We start from the raw sequence: 19,700 nt of genomic DNA, 5'->3' as shown, positions 1-19,700 counted from the left end.
CGTATTGTACAATACGCGAGCGGGGACGCTCGCACTACAATAAAAAAAATGCTTTTTACAAAACTGAGATGCTCCCGCTGGATGGAGGTCGGCTTCTGCTGGGAGACTCACTCCTGATAAATTCAAGTTTCTTTAAACATCACAATACATTCATAATTTTCTAAATCCAGAAATAGATCAATTTGCAAAGTTCCTATTTGTTCAAATCCCTGTTTTTGGTGAAACATTAGGGAACGAGCATTAGCTATTGGCTGGGTAACAATAAACAGCGAAATAAATGAATTAGGAAAAAGTTGATAAATTTTTTTATACATAAATTGAGCAACACCTCTACCCATCCAATCTAACTTTGTTGCTACTCTTTCGAGATAAAAATGCCGATCGCTGGTGCCTCTTTTCTTAAAAACCTCATCTTTCCAGATAATTTTATCCAAGATTTCATCAGATATTTTGGGTTGTGATATAGCCACAAATCCCACAATTTCCCCATCGGTTTTAGTGGCAACAAAATATCTGCATGAATTATTTAAGCTTTGGACAATCTCATCTTCAGTAATTTGTGTTAGCAAAAAGCCGCGCTCGATCGACTTATTTTGACCGCGGGCATGAGAATTGTGAATATTGACGATCGCCTGTATGTCCTCTCGCTCGGCTTCTCTAAAAGTTAGATATTCCATTGCATAGTGTGTAGGAACGCTGTCATACATTTGCGATTTTAACGCTCAGGTTTATCTATTCTAACAGCTAGATATAGAGCGCATACCAGATTTAGTTTTGTAAATATTTTAGGGGCGATCGCCTTCGGACAATATCATGACTGTAGGTATGTCTGCACTTGTGGGCGATCGCAAATAACTTCCCGGTAGCGTCGCAACTGCTATAGTGTTTCCCAACAAATCGAATAACTCAACGCTATAACCTGTTTCTAGTCCCTCAACGTGATGCTGTTCTACAACCGTACCGATATCGCCGGCATCAAGTCCTTCTTCTGGACGGTTGCACAGCAAGATGACATCTAAATAAAGTTTCATGAAGTGCTAAGAAGCTACTGCAAAATCTGTGTATTGCCGCATCCCAGGCTCGTGAAATGCCAACACAATATCTTCCTTGGGAACCCCTGCGCGCACCAAATCCGTTGCAATCCCATCTTCTGTCCAGTCTTCCTCGATCCAGAATTTGCGATCGCGAATCCGAACGTAAACAGCCCATCGATTTTCGATTTTCGATTTTCGATTGAAGAATAGGAGAATAAATGACCGTTTTGTGCGTCGGTAATTAAGAATGTTTCGAGGTCGGATTGAGGAGGGCGGTACAATTATAGATACTCGGTTAAAATATGCTCTATTACTTTGGGATACTCAGTTAGTTTATCCATTGCACTATTTTCTATACTATCGATCGACCTTTTTTCCCATCGCACTGCGCGAATTGCGATCGCCTCAAATCCCTGATTCAGTAAAAGCTAGGTTCAAATCATCAATCAATCCCAATTGTTGGGCCCACTCTGTTAAGTAATCCCGATCCAAATTCTCAGATTGGACTTTCAGAATTCCCAAAACATCATGCCATTGTTTTTGAGACTGAGACTGTTGCCGCCAGAGCAGTTTGGCCAACACAATATCTTCAGGAGAAGCCACCCAAAATTGTTCTACACCAGCTTCGTCAAGCGCTTCTAATCGTCGTCTTGCCATTTTTGAGCGATCGAATTCAGTGTTAGAATTCAGCACAATATCAGCGTTCAATACTAAAGTCATGTGAGTGACGCTCAACACCATCCCTCTACCGTCTTGAATATCTTTTACCGAACCCGGAGGGCAGTAAAAACCAGCCGTTTCTAGTGCTTCAACTAATTGAAATATATTGTCCCGGAGCAATTCAATTACTAAATCTAAATCGCGTGTTGTTCTCGGGTCGCCATAGACAGAAGCGGCAACGCCTCCTGTAATATAATAAGAGACACCTAATGTTTCAAAAATTGGGTGCAACAGTCTAGCAATTTCGCTGGGGTCTTGCGTCCACATAGAGGGCTCACTGGTGGGGGTTAAAATTGGCAACCACTTGCTACCTAATATCGATCGAGCAAATCGCTCTTTGTAGGTTGAGGGACAAGCTTTTTTCATTCCGCGCAAGCTAACAGTTTTTGCCCAACGATTTAATTTTGCTCCCATTTGCCACCGTTGGGAATTGGTGAGTTGCCGCAGTAGGTAAAAATCAATTGCATCAGCTTCAGGAGTTTTATCATCCGACTGGGGACGGTATCCAGGTTTAATGGATATTTTCGGTATGGATTGAATCATTTTGCTTGTTGATTTCCCTAATTCTATACATGATATCAGTTAACAAGTCTAACTGTAGGTCTGTCTGCACTTGTGGGCGATCGCAAATAACTTCCAGGTAGCGTCGCAACTGCTACAATGTTTCCCAACAAATCGAAGAACTCAAGGCCATAACCTGTTTCTAGTCCCTCGACGAGTGCTATTGATTTACCAGTCCTCGCAGTTCCTTAATGTCGATGTGGATTCCTTGACGTTTCAGATATTGGCTCAAGTTAATCTGGATGAATAAATCTTTGAGCTCTTCAGCAATCTCTGCCGGGGGATTGCCAGATAACGCAGTTGCAATTAGACGTTCTGCCATTCGTAATTCGCCACATTCAATCGCTAAAGATGCTGCGCTGCGGTGAAGCACAGAACGAGTGGGTTCAGCATCAAGGGCGCTAGCGATTAAGGCTGCGGCCTGAGTTTCTTGTTCAAGGGCTTGGCGCGTCAATTGTGCAGCCAACTCCAACGCACCTCTTAAGCGGGCGACTGCCGCTGCTTCGGCTAAATCCATTGCTTGTTTGTGGAGCGATTGAATCTGGCTCATTGGAGTACGGTTCCTTCAAGATTTTGCTTGGCGCTAATAATAGAAATCGGTCGGCTAAACTCTACTACAATGATATACGCTGGCAAGCCTTGTGCGTCTGAGGCGCGGGTTTGTTCAGTTTTCAGCTTGACTCTAGTATTGATTTGACTTTGATTGCCTTTGCGAATTCCAGAAACCTCTAGCCGAGCCATTCGCTCAAATGGCAGTGTCGTAGCTGAATTTTGACTTCCTAACCAATAGTCAAATCCAGTTCCTTTGCGAGAGCGTTCAATGACTGTGAGATTTGTTAATTGCAAAATTAACAGGAATGCGATTCCATAAGCAGCCTGCTCGGTAGTATATTCTTCGTCATTCCAACATCGTCGGGTTTGCTCGGTGACTGGCTGCCAATCTAACTGGAATGTGGCAGAAAATTCTCCCTCAACTTTAAGTGTTACTCCTGGTTGGTGAGCTTCATCGGTTAGACAAATCGCACCTGCTTCTGCGATCGCGGCTCCAAAGGCAGGTGTAATCGCAGGGAGTCCCTGGCTAAGGCTTTGTAAGTTTAAGATTTGAATCTGGCTCAAAGCGACGTTGCTCTATGGAAAGTAGATGTTCAATTTTACTCTCAGTTGGGACAATTTGAGTCGATCGCCACTATTTTTAGACGATCGCCTTCCTCGACTTGGGGTCATCATCGCGATTGTACTATTTCCTCTACTTACGCAGCAAAACTATTAACCAGTCTAACTGTAGGTCTGTCTGCACTTGTGGGCGATCGCAAATAACTTCCAGGTAGTGTCGCAACTGCTACAGTGTTTCCCAACAGATCGAAAAACTCAACGCTATAACCTGTTTCTAGTCCTTCAACGTGATGCTGTTCTACAACCGTACCGATATCGCCGGCATAAAGTCCTTCTTCTGGAAGGTTGCACAGTAAAATGACATCTGAATAAAGTTGATAGTTCATAATTCTTCTGATTCGGGAAATTTTTGCTCGTATTGGCCTAGAATTTCTCGAACTGTTTCGGCGGCGATGTCTGATAGGTCTGATTTAGAATAGATAGTCACCAAAACGATCGAATCGCTAGTTTTGAGGTAATAAATAGCACGGTAGCCAGCGCTTTTGCCTTTTTGAATGTCGCTGTTTTTAATTCTGACTTTGAAAATTTCGTACTCCATTCCCGGAATGCGCGAACCCGGAAGTTCCCCCGCTTGAAGTTGTTCGATTACAGGCTGAATGTCGTTGCGAATGTTGCGATAGCGTTTGGCTAAAGTTCGTAAATCTCGTTGAAATCGGGGGGTGACTTCAATTTGGATCAGTTGTCATCGATTCCGTCCCACAGTTGAGACAAAGGGAGAGTTTGTCCGGTAATTGCTTCATGAAAGCCTTGCTGAATCCCTTCGATGACAGTTTCAGTGGGGTCATCATCGGGATCGATATCAGTGTTTTGACGAAGTTTTTGTTGCAGTTCTTTGAAGCGTCCTTTATAGATATCTTCCCATTTATCGGACTGCAAGAATTTGATGAAAGCTAAGACTTCTTGTTGTTGGTCTGGCGATAAGACCTTCACATTTTCCAAAATGGCTTGTTCGACGGTCATAATTATCCCTTTTTTTTGATTGCTATTCTACAATCCACTAACAACATTATATCGCACGGGTGGATTGACAGCAATTCGGGGGTGAGTTCAATTGCGATCGGTTGTCGATGGTTGCGCTCGCGCTCAATTAAATCGCAAATAACTTCCAGGTAGCGTGGTAGAATTTCTGAGTTAGGTTTAAGTCGTTAAGTACCCAAAGGTTGGTTTGAAAGCGATGTCAGTAGAACATAATGCCGCTAAGTACAAAATAGTTGCTGTTTTAAACAAGACGCTGGAACCAGGCACTGCAATGAATGCTGTTGCCCATATGGGGGCTGGTTTAGTAGCTTCAGCAAGCGAAGAGATTAGAGAAAAGATGAGCTTTATTGACTTCCCCGATCGAAATGAGATTGTCCATAGCAGCATATCTGCTTTGTCTCTCATCGTTCTGCGTGGAACTTCAAACGAAATTCGCAAAATTCGTGACAAAGTGCGCGAACACAATCTTCATTTCGTGGATTTTCTAGAAACCATGACAGGAGATACGTACAAGGAGCAATTGGAAAAAACGCAGGCAGTTGCTTACGGCGAGCTAAACTTTTATGGAATCATGCTCTTCGGTGAAAAAGAAGTTATCGCTCCAATTACGAAAAGGCAATCTCTTTGGAAATAAGTTCATAAATTTAGAGCTAAAAGTATGAGCGGTTTCAACCACAGAGGTAACAAACGAGTTTGAGCATTGTACAGCTAAATGATATCTCATGTTTTAGCTATTCAAAAATAAATTAATAGCTTCTGTTATCCTTATCAAATTATCTTTATCTGTACTTGAATCTGCCAAGAAAATCGTATTTCTTCCTTGCCTGAGACTAACTACAATGTCCCAAAATTTATCCCTATTTATCCACCCGCACCTACTAAGCTAACCGTTGAAATTTCTGAAATCGGAAATTCTTGTCGATTACTCCAGAAAATACCTCGTCGAACTAACAAAAGTTGATTGACTGTCCGATCAAATGTAATAGAAGCGATACTACTTCTTAGAAAAGTCAATACACTAAATCCGAGGAAAACTATTGATGCTAGGGCTACTTGGTTGCTGCTGTTAGGCATAGTGCTTATATAGGCATAAGCAAAAGCAAGACCCGCAATCAATTGTGCCGATGCAAAAAACCAAGCGGTGAATGGTTTAGCCTCCAGTTGCAAACGGGTTTGAGTCTGTTCAATAATCTTCATTTTTGCTTAATTATCTAATAATTTTATGCGAGCGCATGGGAGTCAGAAACCAGCTTTGTCACCAAAATCTCGGTGAGGATGCTTAAACTACTCAAATTGTACCTGAAATTGATCAACGGCGACCTAGCAGACTTTATAGAGGTAAGTATGCAATACGATTAACCCAGTCTTCGGCTTCAGATGTTTGCCATATCTTGATTAGATGGTTTATTGCTTCGCCTATTGGGAAACTTTGTAACACAATAATCACTCCTGAACTGGTTTGAGTCGCTGCAAATTCAGCAAAGTATCTTGGCATGGTTCTTTGGTCGTGAGAAACGAGAACTCTACCGTCTTGGGCTACAAAATTCAATACTTCCAAATCAGTCAAACCAGTTAAATTTGATACGTTTGATGTTTGAAAATCAAGAGTGGGTTCGCGTCTCACAATACCCGTCACAATCGCTTGGTTTAAATCTGCATCTGCTTGAAAGCGAATTTTCATAACTGGCTGGTGCGATCGGTGTAGAGTTTTTGATAAAGTAATGAATTACTTTCCCTTGCTTGCTGTCTCAAGGTTTCAAATAGTTGTTCTCCCTCGAATAAATAAGCATCAATGGCTGTGCGGTTAGCAAGGTAGAAGGAAATCCCGCCATAAACTTCTTCTAGTGTTAGCACGGGGAATGATTGAACGATACTTTCTGGGGATTGTCCGGCCAGGAAAGCATAGACAATTGAATCTAAAGAAACGCGCTTTCCAATGATGCGGTAGCAACCATCTTGTTCTTCAACGTACTGTTTTGTCGTTAATATTGTTGCACTCATAGTTTACCTACTTTCATGCTCGTTACTCGTTCCCAAACAGAGCCAATTGGTGACAACTTACGACTGAAACCCGCAATAAATGTCGCTTTTTGGCAAAGTCTAGATCCCCCTAAATCCCCCTTAAGAAGGGGGACTTTGAGAGAAGGTTCTTAAGAAAGAAGGGGGACTTTGAGAGAATGCTCTTGTCCCCCCCTTATTAAGGGGGGTTAGGGGGGATCTAGACTCCGACACAAACAAGAAATACCCTTGCTACATGAGTAGAATTCTACCGCAGAACCCTAGCTGCCGCCAATTCGGGCGACATCGCGAGCGTTTTCTTCAAACGCAGCCGTCAGCGCATCATCACCGCTTAAACCCGATGCGATCGCCCTTTCAATAGCCTGCAACACCCGCTTATAATCCCTCGGCATCACCTTCACAAACACCGGCACCATCTCATCCCACGCAGCCAGAACCTTCGATGCCTTCGCACTTCCAGTCAAATCAAAATGAGTCTGAATTAACTGCCGCAAATCGCTAATTTCCTCAACATCCTCCAATTTTTCCAAATCCACCATCGACATATTGCAGCGAGTAGCAAAATCCCCCGCTTCATCCAAAATGTAAGCAACACCGCCACTCATACCCGCTGCAAAATTGCGCCCGGTTTCACCCAAAACTACAACTTTGCCGCCAGTCATGTACTCGCAACCGTGATCGCCCACACCTTCAACTACTGCATTCACGCCGGAGTTACGCACCCCAAAACGTTCGCCCGCCATCCCTCGGATGAAAACCTCGCCGGCTGTCGCGCCGTAAAGCACCACGTTACCGACAATCACGTTTTCTTCCGCGACAAAGGTGGAAGCCTGCGACGGATACAGGATGATTTTGCCGCCGCTGAGTCCCTTGCCCAAATAGTCGTTAGCTTCGCCTTCGAGCTCCAGGGTGACTCCCTTGGGCACAAAAGCCCCAAAGCTTTGTCCAGCGCTGCCTTGGAAGTGCAGGTGCACCGTGTCATCCGGCAAACCTTCCCAGTGGCGTTTGGTGATTTCGTTGCCGAGAATTGTGCCGACAACGCGGTTGACATTGGTAATCGGTAGCTTGGCGTGTACTTTTTCGCCATTTTCGATCGCACCTTTGCACAAATCCAGCAGTACACTCATGTCGAGAGACTTTTCCAAACCATGATCCTGCGCCATCTGACAATAGCGCCCGACATCCGCCCCAACCTCCGGCTGATAAAGGATTTTCGAGAAATCCAAACCCTTAGCCTTCCAGTGTTCCACCGCTTGCTGAGGTTCCAAAACATCAGTGCGGCCAACCATTTCATTCAGCGTGCGGAAGCCCAACTGCGCCATAATTTCCCGGACTTCCTGCGCGATGAAAGTCATAAAGTTTACCGTGTGCTCGGGGTCGCCGGTAAAGTTTTTCCGCAGCAGCGGGTCTTGGGTCGCTACGCCCACCGGGCAAGTGTTCAGGTGGCAAACGCGCATCATGATGCAGCCCAATGTCACCAGCGGCGCGGTCGCAAAACCGAATTCCTCAGCGCCAAGCAAGGCAGCAATTACTACATCGCGGCCGGTTTTCATTTGACCGTCAGTTTCCACGACAATCCGGCTGCGGAGATTGTTGAGAACCAAAGTCTGATGAGTTTCCGCCAGTCCCAATTCCCAAGGTAATCCGGCGTGTTTGATCGAAGTTTGCGGCGAAGCGCCGGTACCGCCGTCGTAGCCGGAAATCAACACGACATCGGCGTGGGCTTTCGCAACACCCGCCGCGATCGTCCCGACTCCAACTTCCGACACGAGTTTGACGCTAATCCGCGCTTCTCGGTTGGAATTTTTCAAATCGTGAATCAATTCGGCCAAATCTTCGATCGAATAAATGTCGTGGTGAGGAGGAGGCGAAATCAAACCCACACCCGGAGTCGAGTTTCGCACCTTCGCAATCCACGGGTATACTTTTTTACCGGGCAACTGTCCGCCTTCACCCGGTTTCGCGCCTTGCGCCATCTTGATTTGCAGTTCCCGCGCTTGGGAAAGGTACAAGCTGGTAACGCCGAAACGCCCGGAAGCAACTTGTTTGATCGCGCTGTTTTTCGAGTCGCCGCGATCGTTCGTCCAAGTGTACCGATCGGGATCTTCGCCACCTTCACCGGTGTTCGATTTGCCACCAATGCGGTTCATCGCTACTGCTAGCGATTCGTGGGCTTCTTTAGAAATCGAACCATAACTCATCGCCCCAGTTTTAAAGCGTTTGAGAATAGATTCGATCGGCTCAACTTCCTCAATGGGTATCGATTCCCGCTGTTTGAATTGCAACAAACCCCGCAAGGTAAAATGCTGCTGGTTTTGTTCATTAACCAGCCCCGAATACTGTTTGAAAAGCGTATAACTGCCCTCGCGCACCGACTTTTGCAGCGCGTGAATTGTCTGCGGGCTAAACAAATGCGCCTCGCCTTCTTTCCGCCACTGATATTCGCCGCCGACATCGAGAGTATGTCCGCTGGATGGGCGGTCTGGGAATGCGTGATTATGGCGTAAAATTGCTTCTTGGGCGATGACTTCGAGGTCTACGCCTTCAATCCGGGAGGCTGTCCAAGCAAAGTATTTATCGACTACGGATTTGTTTAAGCCGATCGCCTCAAAAATCTGCGCGCCGCGATAACTTTGAATTGTGGAAATCCCAATTTTCGAGGCAACTTTCGTCACACCTTTTGTTGCGGCTTTGACGTAGTTTTTGCAAGCTGTTTTGTACTCGACATTTAGCAGCAATCCTTCGCGGATCGAATCGGCGATCGTCTCAAAGGCCAAATACGGATTAATCGCGCCGCAACCATATCCAATAAGTGTCGCAAAGTGATGCACTTCGCGCGGTTCACCGGATTCGAGCACGAGTCCCGCCCGCGTGCGCGTACCTTTACGGATCAAGTGGTGGTGCAGGCCCGCAACTGCCAGCAGCGCCGGAATTGCAGCTTTGTCGGAATTGATACCCCGATCGCTCAAAATGATGATATTCACCCCGGAGGCGATCGCGCTGTCTGCTGCTGCAAAAACGTCTTCTAAGGCTTGTTCAAGACCTTTTACCCCGCTTTTAGGGTCAAACAAAATCGGCACGGTGACGGACTTGAAATTGCCCTCATTTACGTGTTGGAGCTTAGCTAATTCTTCATTGCTGAGAATTGGCGTTTTCAGTTCAATCAAATGACAGCTTTCGGGTTCCGGTTTGAGCAAATTGCGTTCAGCGCCGATCGTAGTTTCGGCAGAAGTTACAATTTCTTCGCGGATAGAATCGATCGGCGGATTGGTAACTTGAGCAAACAACTGCTGGAAGTATTCATAAAGCAGTTTTGGCCGATTGGAAAGCACCGCCAGCGGCGTATCCGCACCCATCGCGCCGACAGCTTCCACGCCATCTTTCGCCATCGGTGCTAACAGCAACCGCAGTTCTTCAAAGGTGTAGCCAAAGGCCATTTGCCGCTGCAATAATGTTTCCGGGTGGGATTCTGCTACTGCCGGCGCATCTTTCAGTTTGGCGATTTCGACCATGTGCTTGTCGATCCACTGGCGGTACGGGTGTTCCGAGGCAATTTGATGTTTAATTTCCTCGTCAGAGACGATGCGGCCTTCCTCGGTATTTACCAGGAACATCCGCCCCGGTTGCAAGCGACCTTTTGATACAATTCGTTCTGGGGCGATCGGCAAAACTCCGGCTTCCGATGCCATAATTACCAAGTCGTCTTTGGTAACGCAGTAGCGGGAAGGGCGCAAACCGTTGCGATCGAGCACGGCCCCGATCGATGTACCATCGGTAAATGCGATCGAAGCTGGGCCGTCCCAAGGTTCCATCAAGCAAGAATGGTATTCGTAGAAAGCCTTTTTCTCGTCACTCATGGACTCGTGGGCTGTCCAAGGTTCGGGAATCATCATCATTACGGCGTGTGGCAAAGAACGCCCGGCCAAATTCAGCAATTCCAAAGCATTGTCAAAAATCGTCGAGTCGCTGCCTTCGATATTGATTAAATTGGGGATTTTCTTTAAGTCATCGCCGAATAGTTCCGACTCGAACAGCGATTGCCGCGCGTGCATCCAGTTAATGTTGCCGCGCATCGTGTTAATTTCGCCGTTGTGGGCGATGTAGCGGTAAGGGTGCGATCGTTCCCAACTCGGAAAAGTATTCGTGCTGAAGCGCGAGTGAACCAGGGCTAGAGCGCTTTCCATGTCGGGGTCGTGCAGGTCGGGATAGTAATCTCCCACTTGCACCGGCATTAACATACCCTTGTAGACGATCGTCCGGCACGAGAGAGTGGAATTGTACCAGTAGGGGTCTGTGTTAGTTCTGCGGATGGCGTTGTGAGCCCGTTTGCGGATGACGTACAGTTTCCGCTCGAAAGCCGCCTCGTCAATACCTGCGGCGCGCCGGAGGAACACTTGCTGCATGAAGGGTTCGCTAGATTTGGCGGTGTCGCCCAGGGACGAGTTATCGGTGGGAACATCGCGCCAGCCCAGAACTTCCTGGCCTTCTTCGGCGGCGATTTCCTCAAAAATGCGTTTGCCGTTTTCGCGTTCAGTTCGATTTGGCGACGAGTAAATCGCGCCAACGCCGTACTCGCCGGCTTCGGGAAGTTCGATGTTTAGGCCCGCCGTTACTTTCTTGAGAAACTTGTGGGGTACCTGCATCAAAATCCCCGCCCCGTCTCCGGTGTTGGGTTCGCAGCCGCACGCGCCTCGGTGGTCGAGGTTCAATAGGATTGTCAGTGCCTGCTCGACAATTTCGTGGGATTTGTTACCCTTCATGTGTACGATGAATCCGACTCCGCAAGCGTCGTGCTCGAACTGCGGATCGTACAGACCTTGCTTTTGTGGCAGTCCGTTGCTGTTCATTTTGATGCTCCTGTCAAAGTGGCGAAAAGATGTTTATCTAGAGTAGAGCGTGGGATGGCGATCGCTCTAGTATCATGTATTATATGTGGATCTACTCAATTGGGTAGAGCTACCAAAAAATCCCAGCTTATTCGATCCGAGTAAAAAAATAGTTAAACCTGAGATGTTGCACCATTGTCAGCAACAGGCAAGATGCCTGTTCCACAAAGAGTGAATTTTCTTGTGGAACAGGCATCTTGCCTGTTCATAAATAAGTGAAAAACAGCTTGTTGGCAACTAGACGATCAATTATATATTTTGAATTATTTAACCGCAGAGGCCGCAGAGAGCGCAGAGGAAGAGAAGAGAGATGAGTAATTCCGATACCAACTCACATCTTGCACCCTTGTTAGTAAGCTTTTCAAGGGCGGGCAAGATGCCCAGCCCACAAAATTTACTCTCTGTGGAACAGGCAAGAGGCCTGTTCTTGAGAAATGAGTTTATCGCACTGTTAGTGCGACTGTATCCTCAGCGTCTGGGTGACATTATTCATCAGCATTTTGCCTTCTCATCCGCGATGAATCTTGCTGAAAAATTGCAACAAGTCGATCGACCTTTTGGCTAAATTGGCTAAAACTGATATGTTGCACCGTTCTCAATTACTTGTTTAGGAACAGGCAAGATGCCTGTTCCACAAGAAAATTTATATTTTGTGGAACAGGCATCTTGCCTGTTGCTGACAATGGTGCGAGATATCAGCTAAAATCGATAATTGCGATCGCGCACCCACAAACTCACAGGCACAGCATGGCCTGTTTTGTCAACCTTTACTTCTACCAAAAAAGATTGTCGCTGCTTCCTTTGAGCTTCGCTAATCTCCTGATTGACTTTTTCCCTTTCATCCTCTGGCATATAATAAGTTTCTAAGCCGTATTCCATCTGCCAACCGTTATATTTGCCCTTAATTCCGATTTGGTTGGCGGGCAAATTAACGGGATTTTCTAGGCTGACGCGGACGGGTTTCCAAGCTTGGGGGCGGCCGGGATTAGTCGCGGCTTTTGGCGCTTCTAAGATTACATAAAAACTGGTTTGTGGCTTGACATTGTGCGTATTTTTTGGACAAACAATTCCGGGCGGACAAGGTGTTTTTTCGGTCGGTAAATCTTTCCAGCCGGGGAGTTTTTGGAGATTTATGAGATCGGAAATATCATATCTCAAAACTTGGTAATAGCCACGCAAAAAGTCGTAAGGATCTACTGGTGCTGTTTGCAGGACAACTGTTTTGCCAGTAATAAAAGTGTAAACTGCGGTGGCTGGTACGGCGGCAATTAGTCCGATTTGCAAGAGTAAAGGAACCCACAGCCGCCACGCAGGAAGGCGTTTTGCTTCCGGGGGAAGCAGAAACTGATTTGTTGTATCTGGATTTTTAACTAATAAGTCAATGTTGTTTGTGTTCATGTTATGTATCGGTTATATTGTTTACGGTGGTTTCGGAATGATTAAACCACAGAGAACGCTGAGGGCGCTGAGTGAGAGAAGAGAGAGATGAATAATTTCTATTCATCGGGGATTTTTGCGAAGTGGCGCTCGAACCACAAACCCGCAGCAATTACGCCAATTCCGCACAAAACAAAGACAAAAGATTTGAGCAACAATCCTGTGTTATATTCAAAGACTCGGCTGATAATTTGTAGGGTGATTAATACCATGCCTCCCCAAAAAGTCCGGCGGTTTCCTAATGCTAAACCTTCTCGGATTAAGCCGACAGCGAGCAAAAATGATAAAACATTGAACAGAAAAGTTGCTAATTGAGGAAGGGGAGTAAAATTGAGGTGAATAAGCGGTATTAAGGCGCTGGCGAGGATTAAAATGCCGATCGCACTTGTAGTCAAATCCACTGCTTTTTGTTTTGGCCGCCGCAGTTCCAAACGTCCCAAACGCAGCCATTCAAACAGCGTGAAACCGCCCAAAACAGCCACATTTGCCAGCAAAACCCAATCCGACTCCGTTGGCGCAGGATTCGGCAAATCTTGCCACCACCAGTGGAAAGAAAGAACATAAAACACACCGGCGAGAAATAGCAGTGCTAAACTGCGGGCGGTAGGTTGAAACAGCTTGTTGCGTACCTTCGGCCAGATTGCATCGTCATATCCCCACAGCAAAGCGGGCGGTAAAGCACAAAAAATTGCAGCAGCCCAGGTTGGATTTAACCCTTGGACGATAGAAACTTGTAGGGAAAAAATTATCGCGATCGCACCTATGGCAAAAATAGCACGCGATCGACACCAATAAGCCAGGGGCACAAACATTATACTGGCTGCGATCGGCATTTGCCGCACCAAAACTTCCAGCCAAGAAAACTCGACTTTGGAAGACCAATCTAACACCGCCAGCCAATAGCCTAAACCGACTAAAAGGGCTGACAAAACGCCCAAGGAAGTCAACCGCAAACTGTAAGCCATTCCGAGCACGCCGATTCCCCAAGCAAGGAAAAGTCCGTAGGAAGAACCGCCAATGTGGAACATTTGCGCCATCAATGCCATATTTGCTCCTAAAATCAGAGCTCCTAATAGCAACAATCCTTCACCTAGGAGTTTGTTTCGCCCTATTGTTGCGGGCATATTGGGATTGGAGTTTTGGCTTCGGGATGGGGGAATTCGCCACAGATAGAAACCTGCTGCATTGACTGCTACGAAAAGACTTAGCAGCAGTGCAACTCTCACTTCCCGCGACCAAACTTGCCAGTTTGCCGCTACAAAGGTGATGACTCCTATACCGAGGAGAATGCCGCCGAGACTGATGAGAATGGTGAGGAAACGGTTGCGGGAGGCGGTTTCGAGTGTGTTGAATTGGTAGCGTTCCGAAAGTTGTTGGTAGAATGAAGTGTCGATGAGTCCTTCTGCTTGCCAGAGTTTGGCTTGATCTCGCAACTCGCGCCGAAATTTATCTGAAATCATTTTTAATATTCCAGAGGATTTGAACTGTGATAGTTTTTAATATGTCACTTGTGAGTCGATTGTCGATGGATGCTGGGACACCTGCTGAACTTGCACAGCAGATTTGATTGAGATCCTTCCGCTGTTGAAACCGTTTCTATAGCAATCCTAAATCATTCAGATAAATTTGTAGGGGTAGTGCCCCCGTGCCTACCCCCTATCTATCGGGGCAACCACGGGGGGATTGCCCCTACAATAATTACGCAAATCATTTAGGATTGCTATATATAAACAAACTCCCAGCAGAAAGAAACGAATAAATAAAGGAATGTAAAATTATGGTACAAGCTCAATCTAAAAAATTAACTTTTGACGAGTACCTTAATTACTCAAATGATACGGGTCAACGCTATGAGTTAATTGATGGGGAGTTAATAGCTTTGCCACCAGAATCTGAACCTAATAATTTCATTGCTAACTATCTATTTTTCTATTTTGCTAGCAGCGGGCTAGTGCCACTCAGGCTGATTAAAACGCATAATTGCGAGGTTCAAGTTGCCGTTTTGCGATCGGGAGATGCCGCCAACCGCTACCCCGATTTGATAATTCTGGAACCTGAACACATTCCGCTGACAGCAATCAGGCTAACTATCACTTTCGATATGCTGCCTCCTCGGTTTGTTGTGGAGGTAGTCAGTCCGGGTAGACTGGGCAGCGATCGGGATTACGATCCTCTTCGAGGGCTTCGCCAACGCAAACGAGCTCAGTACGCAGCGCGGGGCATTGCAGAGTATTGGGTTATCGATCCAATTGAACAAGTTGTGACGGTTTTGCGGCTTGAGGAGGGGCAATATGTTGAGGTTGGGGTGTTTCGGGATGGAGAGGCGATCGTATCTCCGATGTTTCCACAGCTAAGTTTGACGGTTCAACAGATTTTGAGTGGAGAGGTTTAAGGGCGGATCAATAGCTAATTGGTTAGCATTCTTCTAACCACCTACCGATTAGTGAAAATCTCCACCCTCAACCTGATTAAGGCCATGTTTCAATCCCTGATAGGGATTTAGTTTGATTGCGAAGAAGGAGTCAGGAGTCAGGAGTCAGGAGAAGAATACCCTCTTTCCTCCTGTCTCCTCCTCTCCTGAATACTTCCGAAAGTTTCAATCCTTGATAGGGATTTAGGTTGATTGCAACGGCTTATTCCTGCTGCTTCATTAATCAAAGAATATGAAGTTTCAATCCCTGATACGGATTTAGGTTGATTGCAACGAGAAGGGGTAACGGCAATATCTAATTAGTTTTGTTTCAATCCCTGATAGGGATTTAGGTTGATTGCAACCTGATGATTTCTCCTATCTGTGCGGTTGGCACTGGCAGTTTCAATCCCTGATAGGGATTTAGGTTGATTGCAACTTATGGATATCAAATTTGTGGGTATAGAGAAATTGGATAGATTGTTTCAATCCCTGATAGGGATTTAGGTTGATTGCAACAATTTACAACACAAAACAATCATGAAACTTCAAGTTTCAATCCCTGATAGGGAGTTAGGTTGATTGCAACTTGCGATCGCGTCTCTGAAGGTAAAATTCTTTATTGTTTCAATCCCTGATAGGGAGTTAGGTTGATTGCAACTAAAGTTTCCCTGGCTGTGGAAAAAGCTGTAGAAAAGTTTCAATCCCTGATAGGGATTTAGGTTGATTGCAACTTTTACGAAGGTTTTATGGATGCAAAGGGATTAGGTTTCAATCCCTGATAGGGAGTTAGGTTGATTGCAACTGTAGAGCGGTGATAGCCATTCAAGAATGCCCCTAGCGCTTCGTGTTTCAATCCCTGATAGGGATTTAGGTTGATTGCAACGGTCAGCTAGAATTCTCGTATCGAGATATTGACGAGCAGTTTCAATCCCTGATAGGGATTTAGGTTGATTGCAACAATATGCAGCCCGCAGTTTTCAGCCTCCTGTTCCATGTTTCAATCCCTGATAGGGATTTAGGTTGATTGCAACCGATAGACCCGCCGTGGAATTACCAGTTACGTGAGTTTCAATCCCTGATAGGGATTTAGGTTGATTGCAACTTAATTGTATCGCAGATTCTTGCTACGCTTGCAGTTTCAATCCCTGATAGGGATTTAGGTTGATTGCAACTGATGCCGTCGCCGTGGTTATCGGCTCAGTCTGTGGTGTTTCAATCCCTGATAGGGATTTAGGTTGATTGCAACGAAACACATCTAAAGCTTGGAGAATCTTAATCCGTTTCAATCCCTGATAGGGATTTAGGTTGATTGCAACTTGGCTTCGTGTTCCTCTCTGGCTTCTTCCGAAGTTTCAATCCCTGATAGGGATTTAGGTTGATTGCAACCTAAGTTGTTTAAGGCTTTTGCTGGTGTGGATTTGTTTCAATCCCTGATAGGGATTTAGGTTGATTGCAACAGTTGGTTTCTGAAACCGTTACTGTATTTAGTTTTCAAGGTTCGTTTGCGTCTGTACATATTAAAAATACCATTTCAAAACCGACCTGTCAAGAGGCAAAATTTTCAACAAACCTCAAAACTTTTCACAGCAAGCAATACAGCATTTGCGTCGTATTTTTCATAAAGTGCCTTAAACCCATACTACGCAACTGATACAGCCTAAAAAAATTACCCCCTCAAAAAAACACCTACCCATAGACGCAAAACTCAACCATCAACCCGATTCAAATTCCAGTCGTAAGGCAAAAAAACGATCGCCCATCCATCACCCACAGCCGCCTCCGGCCCCAAATAACCGCCCACATACTCAGCCACCGAACCCGCCGCCTTTACAAAATCCTCGCCGTACCACTTAAAAATCTTGCTCAAATAAAGCGTCTTTTTCTCGGCATCATATCGCACCTTATCAGGATTGTGAATAAAACGGCTGGCATCCGCTTCTAGTTGAGTCCGTACCGACTCCGGGAAATAAGCCTCCCGGCGCAGCAGCGGGCACCCGACAGAAGCGCAAACTAATGCAAAATGGATGCGCGGTTCCGCAAATTCCGGCCGCAATATTGCGTGTTCGATTTGATTGAGACTGTACTTTTTGCCGCCAATAATCGTATTTGAACGAGTGAAAAAATCCAAAAAACTCAGCCAGTTGGGAATTCCCAAAACTTTGGGACGGATGGACGCGATCGGATATACTTCCAGAACTTGAGAAATTGCGATCGCATTATACGCATTCAGCCACAACGCCAGCCGCGCATCCGCATCAGTACCATCCGCCAAATCCACATCCGCCAAACTTTCCAGCCACGCCCTCAAAACATCGGCCCCTTCAGCTTTCCAGCCCCGATAATTGACGCGGCCGAAATCGTCAACGTAGCGTTGCAGCAACTCGTCCCAAATCGTAAAGTCGATCGTACCGATCATTTATTACTATCCATCATATAAGGCGGACATGACTTTAACTTCTGCTTCTATTTAATACTACCCTCAACCCAAATAACACCTGCAACGGTAGCATTTTTTAGATTCGACCTGTTAAACGGGCTCTGGATTAAATTAGCTTGAGTAAAATTAGCTCCTTGTAAATTAGCTTGCCACTAAGAAGCCCCGCTCAAATTTGCCCCTTGGAAATTGGCATTTGCTAAACTCGCCTGCCGCAGGGAAATGCCGATAAAATCGCCGCCCGGACACTGGTTAGTTTACCACAACTAATTGACTTGCTGCGGCTTAGGTGCAATCACTGGTGTAGCCAACCCGAAAATCATTCCCCATGAAACTGCTCCCAAAGTTACAGATTTCCTGCTCTTTACATTCTACAATTTTAAAAGATTCTTAATTTCAATTTCAACGGGGATCGGTTTCTTCCGGCACAACACCAATCCCACTTTGACCTGCAATTTTTTAAATTCCCCTTACCTCCATAACACACTATGACGGATCGAACCAACTTTTTCGATAAACTGTTAGCGGCTGTTGAAACCAATCAAAGTTTGCTGTATTTAGCCCTCGACCCCGACCCGGAAACCTTGCCCCCGCAGGTTTCCATGACTGGGGAAGAGACTCAAACTTTTGTAACTGATTTGTTGTCAAAGCTAAAAAGTGCGATCGACGAAACAGCCGATTTAATCTGTGCCTGCAAAATCACCCTCGGTTTTTACCAATCTCTCGGTATTCCCGGTTGGGCATTGCTGCAAGAAATTTTAAACATTATTCCCCCTCACCTGCCAGTAATTTTAGATGCCAAACACTGCGATTTAAATACCAGCACAGTGTTTGCCAAAATAGTATTTCAAGACTGGCGAGTTGACGCTATTACCTTAAGTCCCTATGCCGGATTCGACCAAGTAGCGCCTTTTTTGTTATACGCTGGAAAAACAGTTTTTGTCCTCTGTGCCAGCGCCAACCCGTCAGCGGCGGATTTGCAAGAATACCCGACCCCAAACAACCCTTTTTACTTGCAATTAGTCCGACTCTCTCAAACTTGGGGAACTCCCGAAAAACTCGGTTTAGAAGTAGGAGTAATGCCGGATATGTTAGCTCGCATCCGCAAAGAAGCTCCAGAACGCCTAATTTTAGTCGAAGGAGACATCGCCGAAGAAAATGACCTCACAGAAGAAAACGACCTCGCACAACTGCTGGCGGCCGGTTTAAGCAAGAATGGTGACGGTTTGCTGCTGCCAGTCCCCCCAAGTTTATTAGCGGAGAAAGAGCCGCGCCGAGAAATTGAGAAATTGCGGGATAATATTAATAAACAGAGGCTGCGGGCGATCGAAGGTAGCCCCACTTGCGAACTGTGGCTGCCCGATGTTTGCTTTTTGCAACCGGAACCTCACCGCGATTTAATCTTGCAACTTTATGACATCGGCTGCGTAGTTTTTGGCGACCACGTACAAGCATCGGGCGCCGTATTTCCATATTACATCGACTTGCGGAAAATTATCTCAATTCCGCAGATTTTCCATCAAATTGTCAGCGCTTATGCAGACATTCTCAAGGATTTAAAATTCGATCGCATTGCGGGAATTCCCTACGGTTCTTTACCCACAGCAACCGGTTTAGCCTTGCGGATGGAACGCCCGATGATTTTCCCGCGCAAGGAGGTGAAAACTTACGGTGCAGGCAAATTAATTGAGGGGCATTTTCAGGCAGGAGAAACGATTGTCGTAGTCGATGATATTTTGATTAGTGGCAAAAGCGTGATGGAAGGCGCGGCTAAGTTAAAATCGGCTGGCTTGAATGTTGAAGATATCGTGGTATTAATCGACCACGAACAGGGAGTCAAAGATAAGATGCAGGCCAACGGTTATCGCGCCCATTCTGTTTTAGCGCTTTCGGAAATAGCTGAAGTTTTGTATCGAGCAAATCGCATTGATACCGAGCAATTCAATCTTTTGACTGCGAAACATTAAACCCCAATTCCTGTAGGGGCGGGTTTTACCAACCATAATCGCCAAAAATTAATAATCTTATAAACCCGCCCTCAATGT

At 45.9% G+C, this 19,700-nt stretch carries 21 protein-coding genes, 1 pseudogene and 1 CRISPR repeat array; of the genes and pseudogenes, 4 read left to right on the top strand and 18 right to left on the bottom strand.

Annotated features, from left to right (window positions below; translation table 11 throughout):
• Positions 1 to 122 precede the first annotated feature (122 nt).
• From QUB16_RS20145 to QUB16_RS20105, 9 genes are all read right to left on the bottom strand, one after another.
• Complete coding sequence (locus QUB16_RS20145; protein WP_333318796.1) at positions 123 to 707, bottom strand: GNAT family N-acetyltransferase; 585 nt, start codon at positions 705 to 707, stop codon at positions 123 to 125.
• 78 nt (positions 708 to 785) lie between these two features.
• On the bottom strand, positions 786 to 1,031 hold the full coding sequence (locus tag QUB16_RS20140) for a DUF4926 domain-containing protein (protein ID WP_333318794.1): 246 nt from the start codon (positions 1,029 to 1,031) through the stop codon (positions 786 to 788).
• 6 nt (positions 1,032 to 1,037) lie between these two features.
• Complete coding sequence (locus QUB16_RS20135; RefSeq protein WP_333318802.1) at positions 1,038 to 1,220, bottom strand: element excision factor XisI family protein; 183 nt, start codon at positions 1,218 to 1,220, stop codon at positions 1,038 to 1,040.
• A gap of 219 nt (positions 1,221 to 1,439) precedes the next feature.
• Complete coding sequence (locus tag QUB16_RS20130) at positions 1,440 to 2,297, bottom strand: hypothetical protein (RefSeq protein ID WP_333318792.1); 858 nt, start codon at positions 2,295 to 2,297, stop codon at positions 1,440 to 1,442.
• Positions 2,298 to 2,475: 178 nt separating this feature from the next.
• Positions 2,476 to 2,865 (bottom strand): hypothetical protein, encoded by a 390-nt coding sequence (locus QUB16_RS20125; RefSeq protein WP_333318790.1) that lies wholly within the window; start codon positions 2,863 to 2,865, stop codon positions 2,476 to 2,478.
• The gene (locus QUB16_RS20120) at positions 2,862 to 3,431 is read right to left on the bottom strand and encodes a hypothetical protein (protein ID WP_333318788.1); all 570 of its coding nucleotides are present in this window, start codon (positions 3,429 to 3,431) and stop codon (positions 2,862 to 2,864) included. The genes QUB16_RS20125 and QUB16_RS20120 overlap by 4 nt, the downstream gene beginning before the upstream one ends.
• A gap of 134 nt (positions 3,432 to 3,565) precedes the next feature.
• Positions 3,566 to 3,814, bottom strand: coding sequence for a DUF4926 domain-containing protein (locus QUB16_RS20115; RefSeq protein WP_333242969.1), 249 nt, complete (start codon positions 3,812 to 3,814; stop codon positions 3,566 to 3,568).
• A complete protein-coding gene (locus tag QUB16_RS20110; protein WP_333318800.1) occupies positions 3,811 to 4,158 on the bottom strand; it encodes a type II toxin-antitoxin system RelE/ParE family toxin in 348 nt (115 codons plus the stop codon). Before QUB16_RS20110 ends, QUB16_RS20115 begins: the two co-directional genes overlap by 4 nt.
• 5 nt (positions 4,159 to 4,163) lie before the next feature.
• The gene (locus tag QUB16_RS20105) at positions 4,164 to 4,448 is read right to left on the bottom strand and encodes a hypothetical protein (RefSeq protein WP_333318786.1); all 285 of its coding nucleotides are present in this window, start codon (positions 4,446 to 4,448) and stop codon (positions 4,164 to 4,166) included.
• 214 nt (positions 4,449 to 4,662) lie between these two features.
• Between QUB16_RS20105 and QUB16_RS20100 the strand changes: the two genes are divergently transcribed.
• Positions 4,663 to 5,100, top strand: a complete 438-nt coding sequence (locus QUB16_RS20100; protein ID WP_333318798.1) for a DUF2000 domain-containing protein — start codon at positions 4,663 to 4,665, stop codon at positions 5,098 to 5,100.
• A gap of 227 nt (positions 5,101 to 5,327) precedes the next feature.
• Here the strand turns inward: QUB16_RS20100 and QUB16_RS20095 are convergent, their stop codons facing one another.
• From QUB16_RS20095 to gltB, 4 genes are all read right to left on the bottom strand, one after another.
• Positions 5,328 to 5,663 carry a hypothetical protein gene (locus tag QUB16_RS20095; RefSeq protein ID WP_333318784.1) on the bottom strand — a complete coding sequence of 112 codons (336 nt, stop codon included), beginning with the start codon at positions 5,661 to 5,663 and terminating at the stop codon, positions 5,328 to 5,330.
• A 133-nt stretch (positions 5,664 to 5,796) separates the two neighbouring features.
• Positions 5,797 to 6,147, bottom strand: coding sequence for a DUF5615 family PIN-like protein (locus tag QUB16_RS20090; RefSeq protein ID WP_333318781.1), 351 nt, complete (start codon positions 6,145 to 6,147; stop codon positions 5,797 to 5,799).
• Positions 6,144 to 6,467, bottom strand: a complete 324-nt coding sequence (locus QUB16_RS20085) for a DUF433 domain-containing protein (RefSeq protein WP_333318779.1) — start codon at positions 6,465 to 6,467, stop codon at positions 6,144 to 6,146. The genes QUB16_RS20090 and QUB16_RS20085 overlap by 4 nt, the downstream gene beginning before the upstream one ends.
• A gap of 278 nt (positions 6,468 to 6,745) precedes the next feature.
• Positions 6,746 to 11,332: a glutamate synthase large subunit gene (gene gltB / locus QUB16_RS20080; protein WP_333318777.1), complete on the bottom strand. Its 4,587-nt coding sequence runs from the start codon at positions 11,330 to 11,332 to the stop codon at positions 6,746 to 6,748.
• 415 nt (positions 11,333 to 11,747) lie between these two features.
• On the opposite strand from gltB, the gene QUB16_RS20075 reads away from it, so the two are divergent.
• Positions 11,748 to 11,936, top strand: coding sequence for a hypothetical protein (locus QUB16_RS20075; protein ID WP_333318775.1), 189 nt, complete (start codon positions 11,748 to 11,750; stop codon positions 11,934 to 11,936).
• Between the two features lie 134 nt (positions 11,937 to 12,070).
• On the opposite strand, the gene QUB16_RS20070 is transcribed toward QUB16_RS20075, so the two are convergent.
• Both QUB16_RS20070 and QUB16_RS20065 read right to left on the bottom strand, forming a co-directional pair.
• Positions 12,071 to 12,769 (bottom strand): GDYXXLXY domain-containing protein, encoded by a 699-nt coding sequence (locus QUB16_RS20070; RefSeq protein ID WP_333318773.1) that lies wholly within the window; start codon positions 12,767 to 12,769, stop codon positions 12,071 to 12,073.
• Positions 12,770 to 12,867: 98 nt separating this feature from the next.
• Positions 12,868 to 14,268 carry a DUF2157 domain-containing protein gene (locus QUB16_RS20065; RefSeq protein ID WP_333318771.1) on the bottom strand — a complete coding sequence of 467 codons (1,401 nt, stop codon included), beginning with the start codon at positions 14,266 to 14,268 and terminating at the stop codon, positions 12,868 to 12,870.
• Between the two features lie 317 nt (positions 14,269 to 14,585).
• Here QUB16_RS20065 and QUB16_RS20060 point away from each other — a divergent pair, with 317 nt between their 5' ends.
• Entirely contained in the window at positions 14,586 to 15,200 is a 615-nt protein-coding gene (locus tag QUB16_RS20060; RefSeq protein ID WP_333318769.1) for a Uma2 family endonuclease, read from the top strand.
• 86 nt (positions 15,201 to 15,286) lie between these two features.
• A CRISPR array of direct repeats spans positions 15,287 to 16,678; the repeat unit is 37 nt; unit sequence GTTTCAATCCCTGATAGGGATTTAGGTTGATTGCAAC.
• 248 nt (positions 16,679 to 16,926) lie between these two features.
• Here the strand turns inward: QUB16_RS20060 and QUB16_RS20055 are convergent.
• The 3 genes and pseudogenes from QUB16_RS20055 to QUB16_RS33630 form a co-directional block, all read right to left on the bottom strand.
• Entirely contained in the window at positions 16,927 to 17,637 is a 711-nt protein-coding gene (locus tag QUB16_RS20055) for a DUF547 domain-containing protein (protein ID WP_333318767.1), read from the bottom strand.
• Positions 17,638 to 17,684: 47 nt separating this feature from the next.
• Positions 17,685 to 17,792 (bottom strand): annotated as a pseudogene (locus QUB16_RS33635) (pentapeptide repeat-containing protein); the annotation flags it as partial.
• An 18-nt stretch (positions 17,793 to 17,810) separates the two neighbouring features.
• Positions 17,811 to 17,885 (bottom strand): pentapeptide repeat-containing protein, encoded by a 75-nt coding sequence (locus QUB16_RS33630; protein ID WP_445251145.1) that lies wholly within the window; start codon positions 17,883 to 17,885, stop codon positions 17,811 to 17,813.
• Between the two features lie 258 nt (positions 17,886 to 18,143).
• Between QUB16_RS33630 and QUB16_RS20050 the strand changes: the two genes are divergently transcribed.
• On the top strand, positions 18,144 to 19,622 hold the full coding sequence (locus QUB16_RS20050) for a bifunctional orotidine-5'-phosphate decarboxylase/orotate phosphoribosyltransferase (RefSeq protein ID WP_333318765.1): 1,479 nt from the start codon (positions 18,144 to 18,146) through the stop codon (positions 19,620 to 19,622).
• The last annotated feature ends 78 nt before the right edge of the window (positions 19,623 to 19,700 follow it).

Source organism: Microcoleus sp. D3_18a_C4, from assembly GCF_036702415.1.
Lineage (GTDB): Bacteria > Cyanobacteriota > Cyanobacteriia > Cyanobacteriales > Microcoleaceae > Microcoleus.
This window is presented reverse-complemented; position numbering and strand designations above follow the sequence as displayed.

Coding starts and splice junctions, on each gene's coding strand:
- QUB16_RS20145 (WP_333318796.1), bottom strand. CDS start 707: ATGTATGACAGCGTTCCTACACACTATGCAATGGAATATCTAACTTTT.
- QUB16_RS20140 (WP_333318794.1), bottom strand. CDS start 1,031: ATGAAACTTTATTTAGATGTCATCTTGCTGTGCAACCGTCCAGAAGAA.
- QUB16_RS20130 (WP_333318792.1), bottom strand. CDS start 2,297: ATGATTCAATCCATACCGAAAATATCCATTAAACCTGGATACCGTCCC.
- QUB16_RS20125 (WP_333318790.1), bottom strand. CDS start 2,865: ATGAGCCAGATTCAATCGCTCCACAAACAAGCAATGGATTTAGCCGAA.
- QUB16_RS20115 (WP_333242969.1), bottom strand. CDS start 3,814: ATGAACTATCAACTTTATTCAGATGTCATTTTACTGTGCAACCTTCCA.
- QUB16_RS20105 (WP_333318786.1), bottom strand. CDS start 4,448: ATGACCGTCGAACAAGCCATTTTGGAAAATGTGAAGGTCTTATCGCCA.
- QUB16_RS20100 (WP_333318798.1), top strand. CDS start 4,663: ATGTCAGTAGAACATAATGCCGCTAAGTACAAAATAGTTGCTGTTTTA.
- QUB16_RS20095 (WP_333318784.1), bottom strand. CDS start 5,663: ATGAAGATTATTGAACAGACTCAAACCCGTTTGCAACTGGAGGCTAAA.
- QUB16_RS20090 (WP_333318781.1), bottom strand. CDS start 6,147: ATGAAAATTCGCTTTCAAGCAGATGCAGATTTAAACCAAGCGATTGTG.
- QUB16_RS20085 (WP_333318779.1), bottom strand. CDS start 6,467: ATGAGTGCAACAATATTAACGACAAAACAGTACGTTGAAGAACAAGAT.
- gltB (WP_333318777.1), bottom strand. CDS start 11,332: ATGAACAGCAACGGACTGCCACAAAAGCAAGGTCTGTACGATCCGCAG.
- QUB16_RS20075 (WP_333318775.1), top strand. CDS start 11,748: ATGCCCAGCCCACAAAATTTACTCTCTGTGGAACAGGCAAGAGGCCTG.
- QUB16_RS20070 (WP_333318773.1), bottom strand. CDS start 12,769: ATGAACACAAACAACATTGACTTATTAGTTAAAAATCCAGATACAACA.
- QUB16_RS20065 (WP_333318771.1), bottom strand. CDS start 14,268: ATGATTTCAGATAAATTTCGGCGCGAGTTGCGAGATCAAGCCAAACTC.
- QUB16_RS20060 (WP_333318769.1), top strand. CDS start 14,586: ATGGTACAAGCTCAATCTAAAAAATTAACTTTTGACGAGTACCTTAAT.
- QUB16_RS20055 (WP_333318767.1), bottom strand. CDS start 17,637: ATGATCGGTACGATCGACTTTACGATTTGGGACGAGTTGCTGCAACGC.
- QUB16_RS20050 (WP_333318765.1), top strand. CDS start 18,144: ATGACGGATCGAACCAACTTTTTCGATAAACTGTTAGCGGCTGTTGAA.